Raw genomic sequence first — 24,123 nt, 5'->3', positions numbered from 1 at the left:
ATCAAAGCTTATTTTGTTTTACATGTCCAGGAATTGACTCATCGCAGCTATCGCACTTTGAACAAAAGATTTTCACCACCGAACTTATCCCAATAAAGGTCAATATCCTGCGCATACAGGTTCGCCACCATTTTCACCAATTGCGCCGAGTACAGACACTGAGGATCGACGATCGTATTTGCATGTTTCATTTTTTGGATCTGCGGTGCTGTCAACTGAAAGCCGTTCTCAACGACAACCTTTTTATACCGGTCTATTCCATGTTTTGCAAGGTGCCGCGTGTCAACAACATCCAGGTCAATTTTTTCCTTCAGTATCTTCGTGGCGGAACCCATATTTTCAACGCAGAAGTAATCGTCATACTCCTCATATAAAAGAAAATCTACTTGCGGGCGCCAATGCGCATTCAATCGTAGAAAGCCCGGATTATCACGTAATTTCAAAACAAAACGTTCGAATGTAATATGCCTGGCAACGATCTTATCAACGATATGCCTGTTAAAACCTTTTTTACGCTGACGCATGACATACATGTGGGGACGCCGAACGATCTGGTCAAGAAAAGCGCTTGCGAGTCGTGAGAAAGGGCACCGCAGGATTACAAACGTATAGTCAGCCAGCGTTTGAAACCGGAGCGAGGGCACAAAGGTCATGTTGTTTGCGTACACCCACGAAATATCAGTGCTGGGCGTTATTAAACGGTTTGCCAACGCCACCGAATACCGCATGGTTGAGCTCGCATTCTTCGGAATATGACTGTATATGCTATTGCTCGCGTAGATCTCCTGGGCAAAGTCGGCCGCAAACTGGTGCCTGGTATTGCGCCTCCAGTTCTCGGATGTTACCGAAGGATTCCGAAACTTCAATCGCTTGGTGCAATTTATACTAGTATGCATCGGCCACTATTTACACGCGTTCAAAATTTTCCGCACCAAAACATTAATTACCATTCACAGATTCCGGCTCGAGCACCAGTTTTTTCATATACTCTTTCGCAGCAGGCAGCTCTTGGGGGATCATGCCGAGATGGAGTCGTTCAGACCATACGCCACCACGATAACAGCCCTGACTCGTATTACCAAACACACTCTTAAAACTGGCTGGCAACCTGCTGTTGTTATTGGAGATCCATACCCGGAGCAGCAACCTGTCACTTCCGGCAGGGTAACCGTTGCGCGCATGGAGCGAACCCGTGCTGCTCATGATCAAAATATCGCCTCGTTGCAGGTTGACCTGCTCGCCGTATTGGCCGGTGTTTATGATCGTGCTCATAACGTCCAACGCTTCGGCCTGTGCGTCGCTCAGTTTTGGACAGTCCGAATGTCTCTGGCTGTCCTCTATGTAGCCCCTGCAATACCAAAGCAACGCCTTTTCATTTTCAATTTCAGAAAATACGGGCACATCATACCATGATTGATGATCGCCAAATCCGGCGATTCTCATATCGAAGGGAAACGGACGTTTAAGCAGATTGTAGATTGTCGGGTAATCCTTTCGCACCCGCTCATGAATTTTCTTTGCGCTCACTACAATTGTTTCGCCGCCTACGGGCGCTGGATTTACGCCACACAACAGCAGCAAGTCACATCTGTCGCTATGATATGGTAACGCCTGCGCGTGTTGATAGCCCCGTGGTTTAGCGCCCACTTTCCCTTTCAGATCCTCTACCCTGCAGATAAACTCGTTATCGGTATTTTGAGACACGGGAACGCCTAACAAAAATGAAAAATCCAAAACGTCCCGCTCACTTTCCTTCATGGAAGATTCGTTTATAGGAAATCCCCTGATGAGCACATAACCGTCTCCATCAAAAAGAACATTGAACAGCTCATTTTTAATATCCTCGTTCTGAAATTCAAATCCATTGCTTTCCCTCGAAAAAGCATTTTTAAACTCAAAAATTTTCATCTTTTTAAGAAATTTTAATGTGCGACTTCGAAATATTCATTTCGTCACCAGGGCAAAACTTTACCACACGGCGACCTCTTCTGTGCGCTGTCACAGCAAACCTTTCCGTTCACCGGAATCTTTGCTTTTTATCCTTTATGTAATTCAATTACAATTATGTTATAGAACTTTTGTCATTCATCCGAATTAGCAACTGAACATGCTAACTGGAGAATTTTTCAATAAAACATCGGTATCGCTACTGGTGATTCCCTTTCGTCGAATGAAAATTAAACAAATAAGTCGTTCTTTCAAATAACTGGCAAGAATTCCGCATTTTGTCCTGGTATAATGACACGGAAAGCCAACCAGGATCGGACGGTCAAAATGAACTATCGACTTTCCCGCCATGCTATTCTGCCGTGATTGATTTGGCAGATTCCAAAAAAATAGTACTTTTATCTTATTCAAGGACGCAATACCGCAAGATCAAAAAAAAACAACGCACCGTTTATTGGCGCAATTGTTTGCTGTCTCTAAAGGCAACGCCCGTGACGCCTGCGTGTTCCCGCATTTGAAGTATATTCATTGCGTAGTGAAGTTTTCATAAATGGATCACAAAATTTAAGTGCCATGGTTAAGAACATCAATGTGAGAGATGATTTTCGCCGGGATGGGCTCGCGGCTTCGTTTCTTGTAGACAAGGACCTGTATACGACCTACGTTGGAGCCTACCCCGAGGGAACAAGGTTCAATATCGGCTATCCCTCTATTTGCAGCGAGGAATACAACACCTGCGCGAGGATCCTCGAGATAGCAGACGAAAAAAGAAATATTGAATTATGCCTGGTAGGTCATGCAAGGGAGGCTGATCTCCTGCTGATGTCTCAATTGCTTGAGAACAAACAACATGTTTCTGCCAACGTTTGGATCCCGTCCAGTGAACAGGCAACAAAAAATATACTGGGGCTAAGCACGGATGGCGCATTTCAGCTGGCCGAGAACGCGATCAGGTACTGGAAAAGAATAACGTCCCACCCCCTGGATATTGCGTTAACAGATGTAACCGGCAAGGAAAAAGACATCGACGAGCGGGTGATCGATTGGTATTATAAACTCAAATCCCTCGGTTACAGAAGCATTATACTATGCGACACGAAAGGTATCGGGGACGAAGACAGGTTGCGAAAGATCTTTGCAAACATCGATGACTTCGAATGGCATCCGCACAACGACAACCTGAAGGCCCTGCTTACGAGCGAGATCTCTGCCCGCTATGGCGTCACCTACGTGGGAAGCTCCTACCTGGGGTTTAGCGAAAGAATGAACATGTTAGATCCCAGGCAATTGGTACACGACAGAATGAACCTGGATCAACTGAATAAATTTTATATCGAACTGCGCGAATTGCTTGGCGAGGAGCCGTTAACAATGGCAAACAAGATCTATAATAAGGAGACGGCCATTACAGGAACCCATTTTAAATTATGGAATAGCTCGCAGGTCAAAAGAATGTATTTTGGAGTTACATCAGACACCCGGCTATTTACCCTGATGACGGGCGTGACAATTTCAGCCAGGGAATTATCCTTTCTGAAAGACGAATACCTGTATAGAATGAAAATGAAATATATAGATCAGGAGCAGGTCAGGAAACTCGTCACCAGCATTTCGTCCCTGCGTCTGGCACACGGGTAAACGGCTCCTTCACGAAACAAACAACGATTTGATCTGGCTAACCAGTTCGTCGTAGTCACGATCGGGCATCAGATAATTGTCCCGTACCTTATAAAGTTTCACCATCAGGGGCTTTTGGGCTTCGAGCGCTTCAAGGATGAGCAAAGGGTTTTCCGAGTACCTGAGCCAGTTGATCGTTGCTGCTGCGTTCTTCTCTGCAAAAACATACTCCGGTGCGCTGATATTATCCAGCCAGACCCCGTACAGGTGAAATTCTGTCCATGACATCACCGGATATCTCGCGGTCTCCAATAACACCTCGATCGGGTTTCGCGAAGACCGTTCCCCGATGTGGTGCAGCAATCCGAGAACATGTTTCTTCATCAGCACCTGGTTGACGTTCCTGATCTTCAACAGTTTTTTGCTGAGTCCCAAATACCGGAATGATCCTTCCTCGAATTTCAGGTCTTCATCGTTGCAATGATTGACCTCATACACCCACTGATTACCTATTTTAAGATCGGCTTGCGTCAGCGGTCCGTTGATCAATGTATTAGAGTCCAGAACCAGGTAATGGTCGGCCTTTAAAACGGAACACGCTGCAAGTTTTACAACCTGTTGCGAGTACCAGGTACTGCAGTATTTAGCCTGGCACCCGGCTTCTGCTAAAATATCCTCGTCAGAAAATAAATCAAAGGAAGCTGTGATATGCTTCCTGAACAACGCCATATCTTCTTGCGGCACAATGACACTGACCGCACCGTTCAATCGTGCGTTTGCCAGGATATCGCGCTGCAGTTGCAAAAATGTGTACAGGTCTCTGTTAAATGACTTAATGATGATATCCATTGACACAATTTAATAATGGCGGCCTGCTTCTATAATTAATTGACACACTCCAGCGTTCTTAGCTGCCGGCGTCCCGGAAATTGCTCAAATTGGTCAGGTCGACGACCGGCGACGCAAAAATTTCAGAAGACAGCAGTTGTTTGAATTCCTGGTGATCAGGATGCGTCTCTTCATGTACTTCCCGCAATTTGAAATCGTCAGGTGTATAGGTACCCCAGTTGATGATCCTTTGAAAGAGCACCTTATCGCAGTTCAACCTCTCCCCTAGCTGTACAAAATCAGGCATTTCCCGAAAGTTATTTTGCTGAACAACAAAGCTTATTTCGAAATGGCGGATGGTCAAAGATCGCCGGATGGAGGCAACAAACTCCAGGTTCTCCAACAGCAGCGAAAAATCGCCACCCCTGTTCAGCGAATAGGTTGCTTCGCTGCAGCCGTCAACCGAGACGTGAATAGAATCGATGAGCCGATGGGCGCCAGGCATTGACTCCCACATTTTAGGTGTGAGCAGCAGGGCATTGGTCATGAGGGCTATTCTCAGGGAGGGAAACTTCTCCCTTGACACCGTCCGGAGAAAATCCCTGAAAACGGCACTTGAAAACGGATCGCCATAACCTGTCATATGGATCCGTTCCAGGTCCTTTAGAGAAAATTCAAAGAGCGCGTCGTGAATTTTCTTTACCTGCGCCCGTTGCTTTCTGTCGAAAATGATATAGTCTGACCGGCACGACGGGCACTTTAAATTGCATGTTGCATCGTACGTCAGGCTGATGGATTTAGGCGATGGGTGCTTTTCCGAGTCGCTGCCGGGCGCGATGGCCTTCTCCCATTTTTCCAGGCTGGCCTCCGTTACCATGGGCAAGCTGTCGGATGCCAGCGCAGGACATTGACTGCTGTCGCAATAGCTGAAGCTTTGATCTATTATTGAACGGCGTATCGATTTTGCAACCTCGCCATTCCAGATGTCTTCAAAGCTGGAATCATTCAAATTGCCGATCGGCGTCGAGAGCCAGTCATGACAGCACATCCAAACACTGCCGTCAGCATGAACAGCAATGTTCTCAAATGGTTTCGAACAGAATTTTTTCACCTTATTACATTAGATTTCAGTTGGGCCTAAGACATCGAATGGCCTAGGCGCAATGAAATTAACAACTTGTGGTTAAAATTCAAATAGCAAGCCTGGGTCCGGGTCTGGCGCAAGGCATCAGCCCCGGAGATTGACAAATCATCGAACGCTCAAAATGAACATTCGATCTGCCAGTCAGCCTTGATGTGTCAGGCACGAGTAAAAAAATAAAGGGCCGTAATTCCAACGAACGCCGTTTTAATTCAATTTGATTTGGTAGAAATTAAAAAAATAGTACTTTTAACATATCCAAGCAGACGATATGCAGAGCGCACTGAGATGAAAAACCGTCTAACGGATATTTTAATTATTCATTTATACGTCGGATAAAATTTGGCCGGTAGCCCGGGAGATGGCGAATGGATGCCCTGATGGTATTTGTCAGGACAGCACCGTTTGCATGGCAGCGCTTCGCCCAAACGGATATCCAGCATTTTGCCCGGTGACCTTCGGTGGTCCCGGTGGCAAGGTTCCCGTAACTGATATAATGTTTTAAACCAACATTTCACTAATGATCGACATATCAAATTCCACCGTTATGGTAGCCGGCGGGGCTGGCTTTGTAGGGTCTGCTATTGTAAGAGAGCTGTTAAACTACAATTGCCGGGTGATCTGCTTTGACAACTATCTTCATGGTGTTCCGGAAAACGTCGCCAACCTAAACGGGGTTACCGTCATTCAGGGTGATGCGCTGAATCAGATGGACATCGTTAAATGCATGCTTGACAACAAGGTTGAATTCGTCCTGAATTGTATTGGCGACACTTATGTGCCCTCCGCCTATTTATGGCCCAAAAGGTTCTTTGACGTGAACGTTACCGCCTGTTTGAATTTGCTGGAAGCCTGCAATATCTGCGGTGTAAAACGCATGCTTTACGTTTCCTCTACCGAGGTTTATGGCGTTGCCGATGTCGCCATCCTCGATGAGAACATTTGTTTAAGTCCGGTTAACACTTATGCGGTTTCTAAGCTCGCTGCCGACCGGTTATGTTATACCCACAACTTAGAGCACCATACGCCGGTTGTCATTGCCAGGATCTTCAACTGTTACGGCCCGCGCGAAACAGAGCCCTACATTGTTCCCGAAATTATTTATCAGCTCAACAGAAGCAATACCCTGCTGCTGGGAAATTACAAAGCCGAAAGGGACTTTACGTTTGTTCATGATACAGCACGCGCCCTGATCATGGTGTTGCAATCTGATGTCAAGAATGGTGACGCCGTTAATGTCGGATCGAACAATTCCTATTCTGTGGAATGGCTGGCGGAAAATATCGCGAAGATAATGAAGGTGAAAAACCTGCGGATCGAGCAGGACCCGAAAAGGCTGAGGCGACTGGACATCGATAAGTTTCAATGCAATAACACAAAACTGCTCCACTACACTGGGTGGAAACCGAAAACGAGCATGATGGATGGTCTTGAAGAAACAGTAAGTTGGTTTTATAAGAATAACAGCAGGTGGAGCTGGGAAAGTTTCGTCAGTGGAAACCAAATGCTTAAATAATCTCATCGCATGCAGTCATACCAGCCACAGACCATAAACATACCTGTTTGCAAGCCGTACCTCTGGGAAAATGAGATCAGGTATGTTAATGAGGCACTTCACGAGGGATGGATCTCTTCGAAGGGGCGGTTCATCAACGACTTTGAAAACAAGTTCGCGAGCTTTTGTAAAAGCCGGTACGCCGTAACGGTGAGCAACGCCACCAATGCGCTTCATCTTGCCATTGACGTTTTGGGGCTGGGTGACGGTGATGAAATAATCATTCCGGATTTTACAATGATGGCACCGGTTTTTGCGATCCTGCAGAACAGGTGTATACCGGTATTTGTCGACATCGACGAGACCTGGAACATGGACGTCGATCAGATCGAAAGTAAGGTATCCAAAAAAACAAAAGCTATTATGGTGGTCCATAATTATGGCCATCCTGCTTATATGCCTGCCATTAAAAGGATCTGCGACAAACACGGCCTGCTGTTGATCGAAGATTGCTCGGAAGCCATCGGAGCAGAAGTGGACGGTGAATTTATAGGCAACTGGGGAAATATATCCTGTTACAGCTTCTATGCCAACAAGATCATCACGACGGGTGAAGGCGGCATGATCACCACCAACGATCCCAAGATCTTTGAGCTGGTGAAGTCAAAGAAAAACATGGCCTTTGGAACGGAGCAGTTTCGGTTTGAGCATACCGCTGTAGGCTATAACTATCGCATGACAAACATCCAGGCTGCGATTGGCCTGGGGCAGCTCGAATACGTCGATCACGCCATCGAGAAAAAAATACAGATCGCAAATTTGTACATGCGCTATCTCAACGGGGTGCCTGGGGTGGTCTTTCCACCGAACAAACCCTGGGCAAAAAATGTCTATTGGGTTTTTGGTATACTGGTCACAGAGGAATTCGGGTGTTCCATGGCATACCTTCAGTCGATACTCAGCGCCCAGGGAATAGAAACCAGGAACTTCTTTACACCGGCGCACAAGCAGCCTTTCTTAAAAGGTCTTGCCATTAAAGGTGAGTTCCCCAATTCAACATTTATTCATTTGCACGGGTTATATCTTCCATCCTTTGTAGCGCTCAAAGACTCGGAGATAGAAGATATCTGCAATATCATTAAGGATACGCAGCAGGGATTGAATCGTTAAAAAAAGTCGTTTAGTCTGGGCAACCAGGTTTTCATCCTTAGTCTTATACTATGTCGTATAATAAGTTTGTAGTGATTTGCACCGCCAGAACCGGTTCGGTGTATCTGTCAACGAAGCTCCACAGCCATAGCAATATTTTGTGCTACCTGGAGATGTTTGATGGCAAAGAAAAAGACCTGGACTTCTTTGCGGGCGATCTGATCTCAGGCTTACCGGTCTCGTTACAGGAAGCAAAAAAAATGAGAAACGAAAAACCGGATGAATTTCTCCAGAAAATAATTTTCAGGGACTATCCGGAGAACATCAAAGCTGTCGGGTTCAAATTCCATTACCCGCACGCGAAAGATTATCCTTCTGTCTTGAATAAGATCATCGATGACCGGTCGATCAGGATCCTGCACCTGAAAAGGCCCAACATACTTGATTCCCTTGTTTCCCTGAAGAAAGCAATGCTCACCAGGAAATGGATCAATCATCCCCATCACGAAGACACCGTAAGCGAGGATGCCAAGGTCACGCTCGATTATGAAAACTGCAGGGCGTACTTCAACGAGATTGAGGAAGAATGGAGCAGGTTTGACCGATATTTCAGACATCACCAGGTCTTGAATCTTGACTATGACGAAGTTACCGCCGATAAAACGGATGAAGCAATAATGGATTTTTTAGAAGTACCCAGGTGTGAGATCAAATCCAGGTTACGTAAACATCCGGTCGTTAAACATTCGGTGGCCGTGCAGAACTATTACGAGCTGAAGGAGAAGTTCCGGGACACACAATGGTCTGCTTTTTTTGCATCGGAATGACCCCGAATCTGAATACATTAAAATGAAGAACACTTGAGTACACGTTTTATCATATTAAGCACTGCACGAACGGGCTCAAACCTGCTGACGTTCCTGTTAAAGGCTCACAAAAATGTGGTCATGCATGGAGAGATCTTTAACCTGTATGCACTGGAGGAGCCTCAGCTGGAAAAGGCGCTCACGGCTCCCCTATCATATGTTTCTGAATACTTTGATCCCGGGCAATCTGAAGAGGTGAAGGCAGTAGGGTTTAAACAATTCTACAATCATCTCAGGATGGAATATTTTATGGGCATGGATCACCCGGGGGAAATACCGGATGAGCTGAATAAAAAGATCACGGGGCTCATGGCAAGCGTCACGCAGGAATCGGACATCGGAGCGCTTTTCGACAGGTTTGAAAAAACATGGCAGTACCTGCGCGATGAAAAAGATATCAGGGTCATCCACCTGAAAAGGGATAACAAATTTGAAACACTGGTCTCATTAAAGACAGCTTTTATCACCGATCAATGGCTGACGTACCGTGGCCAGGGCTCTCCGAAGACGTTGCTCGAGGTGCATCCGGAAGAGTGCCGGCTTTTTTTTGAACAAATTGACTTTTACGAAAAGTTCTACGCCGATCTGTTCAGGATGCATCCGCTCCTTGAGGTTGAGTATGAGCGCCTCGCAGAAGACAGGGATTTAATTTTACACGAGATCTTCGAATTCCTGGACCTGCCTCCCGATCCGGTGAAAGCTGCGCTAAAAAAACAGATCGCCTATCCCATGAACGAAATCGTGACGAACTATCATGCGCTGAAGCAGCACTTCCGTGATACCCAGTGGGCTCGCTATTTCCACCTGTAATTACCTGCGCCGATGTCTGTTCCAAAAACACATATTACAGTCGCGCAACTGCTGGCAGAGAACAAGGCATGTATCTATCACAAGATCCGGGAAGAAGAAGCCATCCCCCTGCCGCTCTTTCCGCTGGATCCCGACCATCAATGGAAGCATGCCAGGTTCCCGGAGAACTTCGTACTGGAAATACCGATGGGCAAGGTATTCGGACGTCATGGCGTGGTTATTACACCAGACAATAAAATAATCAAGGAAACCGGTTTTGAATGGACAAGACCTATCGAAAAGCACACAGTCTTTGAGATGGAGGCAATGCCCGAGCTGACATACGTTGATCTCACCGTAGCTGTGATCGCGGCACAGGCACCCGCTAATTATTATCACTGGATGCTTGAGATCATTCCACGTATCAAAATGCTAAAGGACAGTAAAGTCCCGTTCGATAAGCTATATGTACCGTATCTGAGATTCAATTTTCAATGGGAGTCTTTAGGCAAGCTCGGTTTCACCGAAAAAGATCTGATCTTAGGCTACCAGGGATTGTATATACAGGCCGCGCGTGTTGTTGCACCCTCGCTGGTAAATTATAAGTGCGCAACCAACCCGCCATGGGCCATCCAGTTTCTACGCGACGTTTTTTTACCTGGAGACAGCAATGGCCTTCCGCAAAATAAAAGACTCTATATCTCCCGTAAAGATGTCACTACCGATTGGGCGAGGCGCTACATTACCAATGCCGGGGAGGTATGGTCTTACCTGCAATCGAAAGGCTTTGACAAAGTTGTTCTGGAGGACTTACCACTTGATGCGCAAGTAAAACTCTTTAACGCCGCCGAGATTGTGCTCGGACCTCACGGAGCCGGACTCGCCAATTTGGTGTTCTGCCGTCCGGGAACCAAGGTGTTCGAATTTTTTCATCCCGAGCTACTGGATCAAGCCTATTGGTTCTTAAGTGATCAGCTGAAGCTGGAACATCATTGCCTGACTACTTCCCTGGATGCGCTGACACCCACAGAAAAGGAAAAGGGTGATATCTTCATTCCGGTAAAAACGCTGGAAGATAACCTCAGGCTGGTTGAACCAAATTAAACACGGGTCAAATAGAATAGAGGAATTTCAGATCTAAGATCTCAATTTTTGAATCTAAAAAACGCACAAAAATCTGAAACTGTAAATCTGAAATCCAACGTAAAGGTTACGCGTCCTTTAAATTAAAGGAGAGTTTTATGTCGGGTAAAACAATCCGTTTTTGATAAGCGCGAGTCCACGTTTCCTGCTTTTCGGTTGTAAATGCCATTTCTCCCTGGACGGGGTCTTCAATTTGCGAGAAGTTCTCGTTGAGTGTCAGGAAACTTACACGCATCGTTTCTTTATTATTCGAACTTGCTATCTCACCGCAAAATGCCATCAGGATATTCAGTCTTTCTCCGAAATTCTTTTCAATAAAAAAGGACAGTCTGAATCCGGATTCCTGCTCGATGTAAACTCCCTTTAGGGCCTGTCTGATGGGGCTGTTGTTTCGTTGCATATATCCGTTCAGAACACCTGAGATTTCAAAATGCAAAAAAAGTACGTGGTCACTCGAATAGAAGGTTTTTTCCATTGTAGGTCTGTTTTTAGTGGAATTTTTTAAATATTAATTAAGATCTCAGCGATTCCATAGTTACTTAATTTAGTAAGGAAAATCAATACCATTTAGGATACCAAAGTGCTGTCGGGCACGGGGATCCAGTTCTTTCGTCGATGATAGAGATGAAATACGATCTTCTGGTATCTCACATGCCTGTTCCGCCACATCGCTACTTGCCCATTGGCATCGTCAGCGAAGCTCATGATCGCATCGCCTTTGATCTTGACAAGCCTGGCGCCCAGCTCCTGTGAAAGGACATACGACAACCAGTAATCATCCACCAGCCCGGTCTCCAGTGTCGGCATTCTGAAGGTGGCTGCTTTTCTCATGAGCTCCTTGCTGAGAATGCATGAATTGCCATGGAATATACTGACCAGCATTTCGTCCTGATCAACGGTATGCAATGCCACGCCGTCACCCTCCCACACCAGGTGCGGAAGGTTTTCATCGATATCCGGCGATAAGAAAGTGTGACCGCTGATACAAACCAGGGCATTGGGACCGAATTGCAGGTGCTTCTCATACAAGTGACTCAAATAGTTGGGCTTGATGATAATATCGTCATCGCACCAAACCACGCAATTTCCACGCAACAGGCCGGTGAGCGCGATGCGGGGCATGCAGAAATAATTTTTAACAGAGTGAATTACCTTGATCTCCATCAAATCCTTGTATGCCGCATACAAACGGTCGATCTCTTTAACGTTGTCAACGTTGTTATTCCAAATGATGAGCTCAAAGGTTCCAGAGAAATCCTGTTTCTGAAACCGCTCGATCAGGCCGGCCAGGTGATGTATTCTTGAATACGAACAAATAACCACCGACAGGTCATAACTCTTGAAATGGATACTTTTGCCACCCCACGGCTGGTGGGCCGCCGGCAGCAAATTATCTGACAGGTTATTTTTCCTTCCAGCGGATCCGTTCTGCTGAAGGGAAGTTTGCATGATGGAATTGGGCCATCCCTTCTTCATGTGGTACACGTAAAAGTTGACGCGCTCCTTCCGCACCTTCGGATTGTGAAACAGGGCAATTCCCTTATCATCCGCACAGGGCGTAAAGGCCATTTCCGCGTCTAATTGAATTTTAAGGATAGGGATCCTCAGCTCGTGCGATATAATGTAGGACATCCAGTAATCGTCCACCAAAATAAAGTCAGGATTATCCAGCTCAAATGCGTTGAGCTTCAACAACACGGACTTGGGAATGAAACAGTTGTCGGCATGAAAGAAATGAAGGTAGGTATCGGCCACTGATTCGTCATAGAAGCGGATGCCTTTCAACGTCTCCCAGACTTTTTCAGGGTGCTGCTCATCCAGCTCATGCGGCTCGAAAAGATGCCCGCGGGCGCAGAGCACCACATCCTGTCCGTACTGGTGAAATTTATTCCAAAAAGTTGTTATATAGTTGGGGCCTGGTACAACGTCATCATCGCAGATCAGGAGATGTTCGCCCTGCATCAGGTGGGCCATGGCAAGTCGCATGGCACAATAGTAGTTCTCCGTGGAATGAATCAAACGAATGGTGAGCCGCTCACGGTATTTCTGATAGAGGTTGTCCAGCTCCGCCGCGTTGTCAATGTTATTATTCCAGAGGATGACCTCAAAACTTCCTTCGAACTCCTGCCGGCAGAGGGCATCCAGCAATCCGTCTATATTATAAAGGCGCTTATAAGAGGTGATCACAACCGTTACATCGAATGGCTCAAATCCGCTGGGCTTCTGATTCCGGGGAATTGGAAGGCTCCGATAAACTGAGCCCGTATGAATGGCGTTGATAAAATACTCCTTTCGCAGTTTTTGTTTGTTGGGCGAATCCCGCAGGTACGCAACGGTTTGCCCGATCAACTGATCGTCGCTCAGCTTCATGGCGGCTTCCTCGAGCGAACTGTAGTAAAACGGGTAGTCTTCACCTAGATAATCGACGACGCCTGGAAGTTTGTTGATCAATATAGGTGTATTCCTGGCCAGGCATTCCACAACGGTGGTGTTAGCAGGTGCATCCAGCAAATTCAGGAATACAATGTTCCTGGCCAGCATCGCATCGTATTCTTCATCACTGACCCGGTCCATAATGGTCACCGATGGCGATAAGCTGATATTGTTCCTGATGAACGTCTCGGAGACCAATAATAATTTCCGGTAGCCCTTTGCATCCAGGTCAGAAAATGCCTGAAAGTTTCTCATAAACTCGCCAACAAATAACAGGTTCCGCGGGCTGTTCAGAAAAGCATCATAGTCGAATTCCTTGAATTGAAAATCAACGGCGTATGGAACACAATTGACCGGGAACGGAAACGATTGCCGGTCCAGGTACTCCTTTAAGTAATTGGAGATCGTAAAAAGCCCCTGGCAATGCTTCAGGCTCGCGAGCCACGTTTTGTCTTTCAGCAGGCGTTCAAGGTCCGGAAAATTGGGCAGATTATTCCGGGGCACCTGATGGATAAATCCCGTCCAGGGTTCGGTGATCGGCCTTCCTCCCTTGATCGCATCCTCGACAGCCGTCAGGAGAAGGGTTCCATCCGGCGTATGAAATTCGGATTGTAAAATATCCACTACATAACGCCAGCCGCCCCGGTGCGTATTCCATGAAACTGGTTTATCAATTCTGAATTTCTTAAATCTGAGCGTTTCCATACTCCGTATTGGTATTGAGTCGTTGTGAACATTTTCGAACGATCCATCATCAGATATCCTTCAGCCTACCGGCTGCAAAGGCTAACAAACAGCTCCTGCTGCGCCAAGACCAACGCTCCTTTTAATACCAACAACTGGCTGCGGATATCGATGTTTAAACTACAAAGAAGATCCTGCGTGTGACACACCTCACCGTTTACAGGTTCAGTTTCACCGTGATGTTTCCGTTAAAGATAACAGGGCTACCGATCAACTTTGCAAATCAAAATGAAGTTTTATCAACTCATTTGAATTTTGTTTCCAATTTAGCTGTATTGAGTCCCGCGTCCCTTTGCTGGATTCCACTGAATCGAAGATAACAGGTTCCCGCCTATTTAACACCATCTATTCAGCAGAAATTTCATCAGGTTATCGGATAGGATATGCGTTACCTCCGAGGCAACGGATTCCACCCCTGCTTTCTGCCGTCTACCGATCATCGGATGGTCAATTTGATCTTTCGATCCGGGTGGCGATTGGTGCAGTCCGTTGCTATCTATAATAATTGATTCGCCGCTGGCATCTGAAAGTTTTGAAAAATACGCAGATGAACAGCCCATCGAAAAAACAATACTGAAGACCGTTATTCCGATGAGATTACTCTCCTGATATCCATTCCGACCTGGATTTTTTTTATATTCGTACAAATGTTCGCCGCAATGGCAATTTCACATTGATTTCAGTTATGACCATTTTCTGATATGATACCTTTGCCCGGCACCTGAATGTTTTTCAAACATTGAATTTGTCCTTTATATCATTTGCCTGAAACTATCTGACAATGCTTAAGGAATACTTTACAAGCACCATTGCATCCTTGCGTTATTCTACCCGCTATGCAGGAGGACTCAGCATCGCCATGATCGTATTGTCGATCGTTCTTTCCTCTACATCCTATCTCAATTCTTACGGCCTCAAGGTGCTGCTGAATTCATTGGAGGGCCTGTCACAAGAAGAGCTGTTCTCCGTCCGGACCATACCGATCATTATCTTGTTTTCACTGCTCGTAACCACTCCCGAAGTTATAAAAGTGATCTTCGAGCTCGTCAACAAGCTCTGGCTGTTCCGGATATCTGAAAAGATCGAGGCCATGATCCTGCAAAAAAAGATCGAGATTGAAATTGTGCTTCACGAAAGCTCTGACTTTCAAAATTTAATGCAACGGGCATTTCACCGGGGAATTCATCCGCTGATCGATCTTACCCGGCATCACTTCACCATGATCCAGTCGGGCGTTGCCTTTGCTGTTGGCGCAGCGCTGGCGTGCAGTGTCAGCCCCGTTGCGTTCATTATACTGATCGTCTGTTGTATCCCCCAGATCATCGTTCAATATAAATATGGGAACGGCATCTGGAGCATCCGGGCCGAAGACTCCCCGGAGCAACGGAGGTTTTTGGACCTGAAAAGGTATTTTACAACGGCCGATGTTATTATCGAGACCAAACTATATCAGACAGGCCCTAAACTGATCGAGTGGCTGCAGGACATCCTGAAAAAATTTCACCGGAAACACTCGCGCTTCGAACGGAAAAGGGTTGCGCTGGCCATCGGCGCCGAACTGGTCTTCTTTGCGGGCAGCTCGATATGCCTTTACCTGTTGTTGAAACTGTTTGTCGGACAGGGCTGGAAACTGGGCGACCTCGTGTTTGCGATCGGCACGTTTACAGCGGCCGGGGCTTCCATCAGGGACATTTTCAGGGTCATGAACCGGAGCTACGAAGAACATCTTAGTGTGAGAGATATCCTTCAATTTCTGAATATACCCACCCCGGCCTCGAAGAAACAGGGATCCGACAGCTTCGCCCTGGAAAGCGCGCCAGAAATTGTTTTTGAAAATGTCTGGTTCAAATACCAGTCGTCAGACAGGTGGATACTAAAAGGCGTTTCATTTAAGCTTGAGAAAAACAGGAAAACGGCGTTGGTCGGAGCCAATGGTTCGGGGAAGTCGACCATCATAAAATTGTTATGCAAGATCTATGAGCCGACAAAAGGCAAGATCTATATCAACGGACGCGACCTCAGCGAGATAGACACCGACGATTGGTGGTCGAACGTTGCTACGCTGTTCCAGGATTCCATCGACTATTACTTCCCCACCAACCAGGCCATCGCTGTTGGCAACATCCGAAAACCGATGGACAAAGCAAAAGTTACAACATCGGCTTATTTAAGCAGGGCCAGCGAATTCATCGAAAAATGGGAAAAGAAATATGAGACCCAGCTGGGCCTTGTCTTCGATGGGCAAGCTCCTTCCAAAGGCCAAAGACAAAAATTGTCACTTGCCAAAACCATTTACCGCGACGCCTACCTGACGATCCTGGACGAGCCAACAACGTCTATGGATGTTGATTCAGTTAAATTTATAGCGGACAATCTTCACCAGACAGGGCTGGGTAAATCACTCATTGTTGTCTCTCACGATACATCGCTGATAAAAAAATGCGACGAGCTGCTGATGATCAAAAACGGCACTGTGGCCATGCATGGCTCGCATTCAGACCTGCTGGAGAACGAGCACTATAAGGAAATCGTTTGATCTGTTTCCTGCAGCGCTAACTGTGCCTATCGTTGTCTATAATGCTACTGCCGCATTATTTGCATTGACGTGAACTACCCTGGGCACAAATGACTTTGCCTGTTCAGGCTCCATATGGATATAACTGATGATGATAATAAGATCGCCAACCATACATTTCCGGGCAGCCGCACCATTCAGGCAAATCACTCCCGAGCCGCGTTCGCCCCTGATGGTGTACGTCTCAAATCGTTCACCGTTATTGATGTTGACCACGTGAACCTTTTCATGTTCAATGATATTGCTTTTTTCAAGCAAGTCAGCATCGATGGTAATGCTGCCGACATAATTCAATTCAGCCTGTGTGACCGTGGCGCGGTGAATTTTAGATTTGAGGATTTCTATGAACGCCATAATTTATACTGTTGACTGGTGAATGGTTTGCTGCTGATCTTACGTTGCTTTCACTTCTTGATAAAATAGGCCTGGCTTTGTCCGCCGCATAAGAGCACCTGGACCTTTTCCGGTTTATCCGCAAAAAAATCATCGCAGGCTTTTTTTACACCGGGTAAAATATTGTGAATATCGAGCACCGAAGGGTCGCAAAAATCATCGATCACCGCCACCGCGCCGGGAGACAACCTCGGATAGACGTTTACCAGGCTGTCCATGATGGAGTCGTAAAAATCACCATCCAGGTGAGCGAACGCTATTTTTTCCGGCAGCTGCGTGGGAAGTGTTTCGTTGAACCAGCCCTCATGGATCTCCGGAAGCTCAAGCCCCCTGGATCTGAATAACCCGATCAAATTGTCCTTACTGGTTTTGAGCTGTCCCTTTTTCAATAACCTGGACGGCCCGTCGAAGCTGCTCTCATCAGGTAGTCCCTGAAAGGAATCGTATACATGGAAACGTTTATTGGAGGAAAATTGATTGAGCATTTCCCGGATAACGGCAGCAGAGGTACCCCGGTAGCATCCCAACTCGACAACATCTCCTTCAATATTCAAACGCAACGTCTGCTGTAGCAGGAAATAAATATTCATCATCTTTTCGATACTGGTGCAATCACCGATCAAAAGATTTTCATACTGAGGTTTTCTGATGGACAATTTCCGGTTCAGCTCGTCATTCTTGTAATAGATGCGAATGTTCAGATCGAGGTCATTGAACTTTTTAATCAACGGATGAAAAAACCGTTGTGCCCGGGTCAGCTCTCTTTTTCTCAGGTATTTTAATATGAATGTTGTATGCTCCATAAATTAAACACTATCACGTAAGGTTCTCTTCAATCCGATCATAATATTCAGGAAAATCCGTGCGGAGATGGTGCGCCACCAGGTCGTTGATCACCGGGTCGCGCTTATACGGCCCGATGGCATGTATGTACTTCGTTGCGTGCGGCACATCCTGAAAATTCACGATCCAGGGATCGTAACGGGAAATTGTTTCGTCAAATAACCGTGTAATGGCGTGGGAGTTTTGCTGCGCCATGTAAAAAAACAGGATCTGCTCAAATATCATATTGAACTCGGCCAGTGCAACCCCGGCGAAGAATCGCTGGTTTTCGCGAACGAAACGGATGGCCATCTGCGCGTATTCTTTTATAAAAGCACAGTCATTTCCGCCAAATATGCCCGCGTTGACAGACCATACGATCTCCTTCGAGTCGACACACGCTTCCACACACGGAGGGAAATACGGGAACACAGCCCGGTAGTTGCGCAGGATGTCGTTAAAGTACGAGTGCTTCTCGAAATTCTGCACCATCAGTGGCGCCCCGTCCAGCTGTGTCAACCGGTCCCAGATATAAACATCGCTGTCTACATGAATGAAAGGTTTATCCTGCAAGCTATATGCATACACCTTTCCCAGGGCCCACAGATCATTGGGCGCCTCTGCGAGGCAGTCAAGGTCCATCCTGACCGATGTGTAGGGCAATCCCATCCGGTCAATCAAGATCTCCTTCCCTGCCGCGTCTGTCACCAGCTCGACGTTGTCATAATATTGCCGCAATCGCAGGCAGCTGAATGCCCAACTCCTGTAGTAAGCTTTTTTATCCAGCCAACCACCGGTCTCACCACGCTTCAACGCGCCATCCCAATCATGATCAGGCTTCAGGGCAGGTTTAGACCAAAAACTTTGTACGATCTTCATCAACGTTACTGTTAGCCTTTTTTAATCTCCCGCGTATACAAGGGAATATTTCATTCGCTGAATATCGGCTGTGTACGAGCCTTCGAACCTGCCCTCATCATAATTGCTCAAGGCCTGCCTGAACATCTTATCACGGCTCAGCCAGCGGTTCTTTTCCGGGTACTGACCGGTGCGCGAAACGTCGTCGTGTGAAATGTGCTGGGCATGCCCCAGGGTAATGCGGGTAAGGCCGGCGCCGAGTGTCAAACGCCCGATCATATCCTGGTCTTCCCATCCCCAACCGATCAGCTCTGAGTTGTAGCCATTCACGGCATAAAAATGTTCTTTCCTGACCATCAACAGACCTGGTGCATTCCGGTAACCGTTGTTCGCATCTTCTTCCTGATCTACGATCTTCAAAATTCTTCCATTCGCGGTACGGATCCGTAACTCATATCCAAAATTAACAACATGCTTGCCGCCCAGCGAATTTATCTGCGTTTCAGTAACACCAGACAATGTGCCGAACGCATTGTCGTTATTCCGGATCGAGTCATACAACACCTGCAATTCAGCGGGGTTCAGAATAATATCGCAGTCACAAAAGAAGAGCATATCGTTCTTTGCAAATGACGCCCCCAGGTTGGCGGCCAGGGTTTTATGAAAATGGGTCTGCCCCGAAACTTTAACGACCCGGTAAAAGTCCTGATGGTTTTCGATCTGCTCATCCAGCAGTTCCTCATCTCCGTCGAAATTGACCAGGATCAGCTCTCCGTTAAAAAATCGAGCGGTTTTTTCAAATGAGTCCATGGCATGACGCAACTCCTTTCTGTTTTTCCAAGTGACGATAATCGATAGCATAGTATTCTTAATTGAGCGTTAATACTTCCTGACAAATGCGGTGTGGGTTGAGATCATAGTGATGGAGGATCTCCTCATAATCGCCCGATTGCCCTGTAAAATTCATACCCCATCCTTTTGCATGAATTCTGCAGGATAAACGGTGGATCGATAACATGCTGGCCAGCCCTCCTACCTGGTAATGGTCTTCGATCACGATTATCTCCGTGCACAAGGCGTTGATGGAATGAAGCAAACTTTCAGGCAGGGGCACGATCTTGTTGACATTGATCACGCCTACTTCCATATTCATTTTTGAAAGAAGCTTGTGCACCTGCAGTGCAATGTGAACAGATAACCCCGTGGCTACCAGTGTAACGCGCCGGGCCGGTTTCAACCAATACCACTCCTTAGGCTCAGAAGGCAAGTCACCCAAAGGCTCCCGCGGCAGTCGCAAATATGTGGGATGCTCATCTTTCAGCATTCGATCCATGGCGTAGGCCAGGTCCCCTTTACAAGCCGGCGACCAGATATGAATATTGGGCAATGACGCCATCACGGCAATGTCATTGATGGCAGCATGTGTCTGGCCGTTGCGTCCTGTAAAACCGCCTGCATGAGAGCCCACCAGTTTTACATTCATCTTTGCCTGCGACAGGCCGATCCTGATCTGGTCGTAAGCCCGGTAGCACAAAAAAGCCGCGAATGAAAAGACCCATGGCTTCAATTGCACCGATGCCATACCGGCGGCCACAGAAACCATTGACTGTTCGGCAATACCGGCCATGATGAACCGTTCGGGATGTTGTTGATGAACACAAATGGCACCGTTGGAGTCTGCGAGGTCGCCATCCAGTACATAGATCTTCTCATCGTTCTTCATGTGCGCGGCAAGCATTCGGCCGCAATGCATTCCCATTTTTTCCATCGTAACCATGTTTATAATTTAACCGGTATTTTCTGCGCTGTGATCCCACGTTGTTCTTCTTCCGACAGCTCGCCGCAATGAAACCGGATCGGGTCACGTTCTATCAATGCGTATCCTTTTCCTTTGATGGTGTGGGCCAGTACAACACACGGGCCTTCCTGATATTCGGCAACCATCTTAAAAGTATCTTGCAGCTGCAGGTGATCATGACCGTCTACATCCCATACCTTCCAGCCAAAGGACTCGAATTTCCGCCCCAGCTTTTCAACGGGCTCTTTGTTGCACTCGGGATCAAAAAACCATCCGTACTCCTGGTATTTATTGTAGTCAACAACGGCTTTTAAGTTTCCCCGCTTGTATCGTTCTGCCAGCTGCACCGCCTCCCACACCTGGCCCTCCTGGCATTCTCCGTCGCCCATGATCACCCACACATCACGCCTGGCTTTTGCCAACCCCATCGCCATGCCGAGGCCGATTGACAACCCCTGCCCTAGTGATCCGGAAGAGAAGTCAATGCCCGGCGTTTTCAGCATGTCAGGATGTCCTTCAAGCAGCGAGTTGAATTGCGCGTACCGTTCCAGCTCCTCCAGGTCAAAATATCCCAGCTTGGCAAGAATGGCATATTGCGCGATGCATGCGTGGCCCTTTGATAGTATAATACGGTCATGTCGATCAAAGGCTGACCGGTCAAGACGAAGGATCCGTTTATACAAAACCCAGAGAATATCCGTCACGCTCAGCGCGCCTCCAAAATGACCGCCACCGCACCGGACGAGGGAGTCGACAATTATATCGCGGATCTCTGCTACTTCTTCTGCATTTGTCGTCATAGGCTAAAAAATTTATTTGTTGATCATGCTGCCAGAAAATCCAGTGTATTAAAAACCTCGAGCCTGGAGTGATTTTTTTTCAGGTACCGTATTACGCGGGCATCCAGGAAAATCGAATTGTTGGTCCACGCTATCCCCTCCCGCGAGCTCAGCGCAATATTGCGACGGAGCGCTTTCTGAAACGTCCAGCCATCCGGTAACAACAGCTCTGCGCGTCCCCCCCTGATCAGCACCGGGTACCCACCTGGCAAGCCAAGCGGGCCTGGCAAATTGAAATTGCCTTCTTTATTGGTTGCCAGGCAATGCAGCAGCGGGACCATGGTCAGGGCTGTAATGCTGTTGAGCGAAGCATCGGAGGGAAGCCGAACGTGGGACAACTTTTCAGGAAGCCCGTCAACTTTTTTCCCGTTGATCAACACCTGTGGGTATGCCAACGGATCGCTTACGCGCCGCGAGATGAGCTGGCCAACGTGATAATGGTGCCCGATAATGTCTATTGAATCATCGCCATTCAGTTGGTAACACTGTCGCAACACGGCCTCCAGTATCGCCACGTTGCCCACGCCGCTCAATACCTCGAAACCAGTCATTGCTAACAGGGCATTGCAGACGTCGGGATAACAGCCATTGAGAATAACGGTTTTTGGAAATTCCTTCTTAACAACCCGGGCCAGCTTCAGTAGCAAGTGCATTTGAAGCGGTGCCGTAATTCCAAAACCAAATTTCTTCACCAACAACGACCACTCCGATTTTACCGACAACTGCCAGGGCGACTGCAGCGATGACAGGTGAACGATGATCTTCGGCGTCTGCTGTAGAAGCAATGCAGCAAGCCCCTCATCATTCCATTTCACCGACGAAGCACTGAAGACAGTTTCTGAGCCCGCCATTCTGGCCCGGCTGTTTCCAATGAGCGCCAGCATCGAAGCCTTCTCACCATCCCTGCCCGCAACGCATATTCCAAAACGACAATGGGTTGTCATGGAAAGTGCTTCCACCAGTTCCTGCGCAAGGCTTCCTGTTCCCAGGATCAATATGTCGCATGCTTTTGTCATATCAGCGTATAGCGGTTAATACATTCGTCAGCGCTTCTGCCATGGAAGCACGCGCAGGGTTCCTGCCCAGCACAACACCCGCCAGCAGGAAATGCGTTGATGAATAAAATGCTTCACCTGCATGCTTCATTTCCATCAGCCGTTCCCAAACAGGTTTCTCTCTGCTATATTCCCCTATCGTCATAGGCGACACCAGGAAATCCTGCACCACGTATTCCGAGTCAAATGCTGCCGACAGAATCTTCAGCGGATTGGAATAGCTGGCGATCATGAGCATCAACGTATCATATCCCCGTTCAATAAGCCTTAAATAAATATCGCTTCCGTCGTTACCGCCCCAGAGCAGAGGGTCCATGATACGATTGGTCTTTGCGGGAAGGAATGGAGGATCGGAGATCAAAATATCTTCGCTGCGAAAGCTGGCTTCATCAAAAAAAGATCCGTGGATGACCTCATACCGGTCCTGTAGCCCGCAGGCGGCGATCAGGTCCCGCGCTTTTTCACTCGCCACCGGGTTCACTTCAAAGCCCGTGACGAGCCCCTGGAAATTCGATTTTTTTATAGCGCTCACAACGGGGACACCATCGCCCGATCCGAATTCCACCACATTTTGCGCTGCATTCAACCGGTCGAACACGAGATACCGAAGGCAATGAGAATAGTAAATAGACTCTTCCGGAGAATTGAATACATTAAAATCAAGGCCGTTAACGATCGGGTATTCCATCACCAGCTTGTTTTGGGTTGCTTTATCAAAGGTTCTTTACATCCCGCCTCCATCAACCGGAGGGAGTGAATAAAATTATATGAATCGATGTACTCCCGGTTGTTGTCCAGGAGGAACCGATGAACTTTCGGCAGGTTGTAAAACGGCACAGACGGATACAGGTGATGGATCTGATGATAGCCATCGCCGTGCGGGTGAAGAATATAGGTTTGAAAAAAACCCAGGTTGTTGCGGGCGCTTTTATGGGCGAAATTGAAATCCACGGCAGTGTGCTCATTGGCGCGTGCGTGGAACCGCAGTATAGGCAACAAAATGAAAAAAGGAATTACATAGTATACGAAGACAATGCTCCAGGCGTCGAGATAATAAAGAACAGCAAGCACTGCCGCCCAATAGATCACTTTCGACAGCCGGTCAGCCTTTATTCGCCAGTAGTTTGCAAACGTGCTTCTGAAGTAGTCCAGGGTAAAGAACAGGATCAGCGGCCTCACGTAAAGCACCCAGATCTTATTCTCCGGCAGCTTGTCAAGGCCCCATTTTTTATAGATAAGAATATCCGGGTCATTGTCGAAATCACCGATCTGCTGATGGTGTGCCATGTGAATACCAACATAACTTTGCACATGCAAAAAAACGGGATAGGCAAACAGGAATTGTAGTTTGCGATTTAAGCTACGTGTACCGAATACGTTATTGTGCGAGGCTTCATGAACCAGAATTTCAAGGCCCCTGTACCGCGAAGCAAGTATTAAACAGGCTGCGCTATAAGCGCTATAGAATAGCCATGAGGGACACGATACCCTGATCCATTCGCTGGCCACGATCGTTATCGCGATAACACTATAGTCGGTGGCGATGGCGAGAAATCCCCTGACGTTGCTTCTGCTGCCAAACCGCGTTAGAACGATTTTCGATATTTCTTTATCTGTCATGTCCATTCACA

22 protein-coding genes are annotated in these 24,123 nt (G+C 47.2%); 7 read left to right on the top strand and 15 right to left on the bottom strand.

Translation table 11 applies throughout. The features are described from left to right. Positions 1-47 precede the first annotated feature (47 nt). Both KK083_RS01305 and KK083_RS01300 read right to left on the bottom strand, forming a co-directional pair. Positions 48-866, bottom strand: a complete 819-nt coding sequence (locus KK083_RS01305) for a sulfotransferase family 2 domain-containing protein (RefSeq protein WP_254159776.1) — start codon at positions 864-866, stop codon at positions 48-50. Positions 867-939: 73 nt separating this feature from the next. Further along, positions 940-1,908 (bottom strand): TauD/TfdA family dioxygenase, encoded by a 969-nt coding sequence (locus KK083_RS01300; protein WP_254159767.1) that lies wholly within the window; start codon positions 1,906-1,908, stop codon positions 940-942. 612 nt (positions 1,909-2,520) lie between these two features. Here KK083_RS01300 and KK083_RS01295 point away from each other — a divergent pair. After that, entirely contained in the window at positions 2,521-3,585 is a 1,065-nt protein-coding gene (locus KK083_RS01295; RefSeq protein WP_254159764.1) for a hydroxymethylglutaryl-CoA lyase-like TIM-barrel protein, read from the top strand. Positions 3,586-3,594: 9 nt separating this feature from the next. On the opposite strand, the gene KK083_RS01290 is transcribed toward KK083_RS01295, so the two are convergent. Both KK083_RS01290 and KK083_RS01285 read right to left on the bottom strand, forming a co-directional pair. Then, positions 3,595-4,413: a DUF6492 family protein gene (locus tag KK083_RS01290; RefSeq protein WP_254159762.1), complete on the bottom strand. Its 819-nt coding sequence runs from the start codon at positions 4,411-4,413 to the stop codon at positions 3,595-3,597. Positions 4,414-4,471: 58 nt separating this feature from the next. Beyond that, complete coding sequence (locus KK083_RS01285; protein ID WP_254159758.1) at positions 4,472-5,503, bottom strand: SPASM domain-containing protein; 1,032 nt, start codon at positions 5,501-5,503, stop codon at positions 4,472-4,474. Positions 5,504-6,053: 550 nt separating this feature from the next. Between KK083_RS01285 and KK083_RS01280 the strand changes: the two genes are divergently transcribed. Genes KK083_RS01280 through KK083_RS01260 form a run of 5 tightly spaced genes read left to right on the top strand, consistent with a single transcriptional unit; the run spans position 6,054 to position 10,936 of the window. Further along, the gene (locus KK083_RS01280) at positions 6,054-7,049 is read left to right on the top strand and encodes an NAD-dependent epimerase/dehydratase family protein (RefSeq protein ID WP_254159749.1); all 996 of its coding nucleotides are present in this window, start codon (positions 6,054-6,056) and stop codon (positions 7,047-7,049) included. Between the two features lie 9 nt (positions 7,050-7,058). Beyond that, positions 7,059-8,198 carry a DegT/DnrJ/EryC1/StrS family aminotransferase gene (locus KK083_RS01275; RefSeq protein WP_254159731.1) on the top strand — a complete coding sequence of 380 codons (1,140 nt, stop codon included), beginning with the start codon at positions 7,059-7,061 and terminating at the stop codon, positions 8,196-8,198. A 50-nt stretch (positions 8,199-8,248) separates the two neighbouring features. Beyond that, positions 8,249-9,004: a sulfotransferase family protein gene (locus KK083_RS01270; RefSeq protein WP_254159718.1), complete on the top strand. Its 756-nt coding sequence runs from the start codon at positions 8,249-8,251 to the stop codon at positions 9,002-9,004. Positions 9,005-9,037: 33 nt separating this feature from the next. Next, positions 9,038-9,853 (top strand): sulfotransferase, encoded by an 816-nt coding sequence (locus tag KK083_RS01265; protein WP_254159716.1) that lies wholly within the window; start codon positions 9,038-9,040, stop codon positions 9,851-9,853. 12 nt (positions 9,854-9,865) lie between these two features. After that, entirely contained in the window at positions 9,866-10,936 is a 1,071-nt protein-coding gene (locus tag KK083_RS01260; protein WP_254159705.1) for a glycosyltransferase family 61 protein, read from the top strand. 106 nt (positions 10,937-11,042) lie between these two features. On the opposite strand, the gene KK083_RS01255 is transcribed toward KK083_RS01260, so the two are convergent. Together KK083_RS01255 and KK083_RS01250 are read right to left on the bottom strand one after the other, a co-directional pair. Further along, positions 11,043-11,450: a hypothetical protein gene (locus tag KK083_RS01255; RefSeq protein ID WP_254159703.1), complete on the bottom strand. Its 408-nt coding sequence runs from the start codon at positions 11,448-11,450 to the stop codon at positions 11,043-11,045. Positions 11,451-11,542: 92 nt separating this feature from the next. Continuing rightward, positions 11,543-14,113, bottom strand: a complete 2,571-nt coding sequence (locus tag KK083_RS01250) for a glycosyltransferase family 2 protein (protein WP_254159701.1) — start codon at positions 14,111-14,113, stop codon at positions 11,543-11,545. Between the two features lie 820 nt (positions 14,114-14,933). On the opposite strand from KK083_RS01250, the gene KK083_RS01245 reads away from it, so the two are divergent. After that, on the top strand, positions 14,934-16,688 hold the full coding sequence (locus KK083_RS01245) for an ATP-binding cassette domain-containing protein (RefSeq protein WP_254159692.1): 1,755 nt from the start codon (positions 14,934-14,936) through the stop codon (positions 16,686-16,688). A gap of 36 nt (positions 16,689-16,724) precedes the next feature. Here the strand turns inward: KK083_RS01245 and panD are convergent, their stop codons facing one another. From panD to KK083_RS01200, 9 genes are read right to left on the bottom strand one after another with little or no spacing between them, the layout of a single operon-like run. Beyond that, positions 16,725-17,081 (bottom strand): aspartate 1-decarboxylase, encoded by a 357-nt coding sequence (gene panD, locus KK083_RS01240; protein ID WP_254159690.1) that lies wholly within the window; start codon positions 17,079-17,081, stop codon positions 16,725-16,727. Positions 17,082-17,131: 50 nt separating this feature from the next. After that, the gene (locus tag KK083_RS01235) at positions 17,132-17,923 is read right to left on the bottom strand and encodes a TylF/MycF/NovP-related O-methyltransferase (protein ID WP_254159680.1); all 792 of its coding nucleotides are present in this window, start codon (positions 17,921-17,923) and stop codon (positions 17,132-17,134) included. Between the two features lie 13 nt (positions 17,924-17,936). Further along, positions 17,937-18,821: a DUF6734 family protein gene (locus KK083_RS01230; RefSeq protein ID WP_254159677.1), complete on the bottom strand. Its 885-nt coding sequence runs from the start codon at positions 18,819-18,821 to the stop codon at positions 17,937-17,939. A gap of 21 nt (positions 18,822-18,842) precedes the next feature. Further along, positions 18,843-19,661: a galactosyltransferase-related protein gene (locus KK083_RS01225; RefSeq protein ID WP_254159675.1), complete on the bottom strand. Its 819-nt coding sequence runs from the start codon at positions 19,659-19,661 to the stop codon at positions 18,843-18,845. Positions 19,662-19,668: 7 nt separating this feature from the next. Beyond that, the gene (locus tag KK083_RS01220) at positions 19,669-20,568 is read right to left on the bottom strand and encodes a transketolase family protein (RefSeq protein ID WP_254159667.1); all 900 of its coding nucleotides are present in this window, start codon (positions 20,566-20,568) and stop codon (positions 19,669-19,671) included. An 11-nt stretch (positions 20,569-20,579) separates the two neighbouring features. Further along, positions 20,580-21,398 carry a transketolase gene (locus tag KK083_RS01215; protein ID WP_254159664.1) on the bottom strand — a complete coding sequence of 273 codons (819 nt, stop codon included), beginning with the start codon at positions 21,396-21,398 and terminating at the stop codon, positions 20,580-20,582. 23 nt (positions 21,399-21,421) lie between these two features. Beyond that, positions 21,422-22,453 carry a hypothetical protein gene (locus tag KK083_RS01210; RefSeq protein WP_254159662.1) on the bottom strand — a complete coding sequence of 344 codons (1,032 nt, stop codon included), beginning with the start codon at positions 22,451-22,453 and terminating at the stop codon, positions 21,422-21,424. A 1-nt stretch (position 22,454) separates the two neighbouring features. Next, positions 22,455-23,180, bottom strand: coding sequence for a methyltransferase (locus KK083_RS01205; RefSeq protein WP_254159654.1), 726 nt, complete (start codon positions 23,178-23,180; stop codon positions 22,455-22,457). Continuing rightward, the gene (locus KK083_RS01200) at positions 23,180-24,118 is read right to left on the bottom strand and encodes a fatty acid desaturase (protein ID WP_254159645.1); all 939 of its coding nucleotides are present in this window, start codon (positions 24,116-24,118) and stop codon (positions 23,180-23,182) included. Before KK083_RS01200 ends, KK083_RS01205 begins: the two co-directional genes overlap by 1 nt. Positions 24,119-24,123 lie beyond the last annotated feature (5 nt).

Origin of the sequence: Chryseosolibacter histidinae (assembly GCF_018598225.1) — a bacterium.
Classification (GTDB): Bacteria; Bacteroidota; Bacteroidia; order Cytophagales; family Cyclobacteriaceae; genus Chryseosolibacter; species Chryseosolibacter histidini.
This window is presented reverse-complemented; position numbering and strand designations above follow the sequence as displayed.